Source organism: Treponema sp. R6D11 (assembly GCF_054786075.1).
Map to the genome: position 1 here is coordinate 1 of NZ_BDHD01000646.1, position 551 is coordinate 551.

The window sequence follows — 551 nt, forward strand, 5'->3', positions numbered from 1 at the left end:
ACTAAAATCCTTAACGGCTGTCCTTCGCTAATTTGGCGAGATGTTGTAATTTTTGTTTTGTTCTCGGAAGACTGCATCTCTATTTTTTTGTAATATTCAAAAATTCTTGAAAGGAATAACTGGGTTACAGGATCATTGTACTCTCCCGATAAATGCAAAGTTTTAACCATAGAACGAATAATTATTTCAAACTGTTTTTGAGACTTAAAAATGTTTAACGGGTCTTTAATTTGGCAGTTAGCGGCAAGCTGTTTTAACTGTTCCATGTCTTTTATGGTAAAGCCGGCTTCCTTTCCTTTTGCAAAGAATTGAAGCCAATTACCAGACCTTTCCTTTCTAGAACTTGTCGCAAACATAATGCCAAGGAGAAGACAAAATACCAGTATCAGAAACGGTAACAATTTTTCCCTCACAAATCCGTGATTATTCTCTATATATTTATTATAATACAGAAACAAGTTTATGGGTATATATATTGAGGCTCTTACACTGTATATTCTCCTTTTTTTGCATGGATCGCTTGCCTTATTTATAGGCAGCGGGGTTGAAGC

1 pseudogene is annotated in these 551 nt (G+C 35.0%); it reads right to left on the reverse strand.

The features are described 5' to 3' along the window. Positions 1-356 (reverse strand): annotated as a pseudogene (locus ACYVTD_RS15255) (PilZ domain-containing protein); the annotation flags it as partial. Between the last annotated feature and the right edge of the window lie 195 nt (positions 357-551).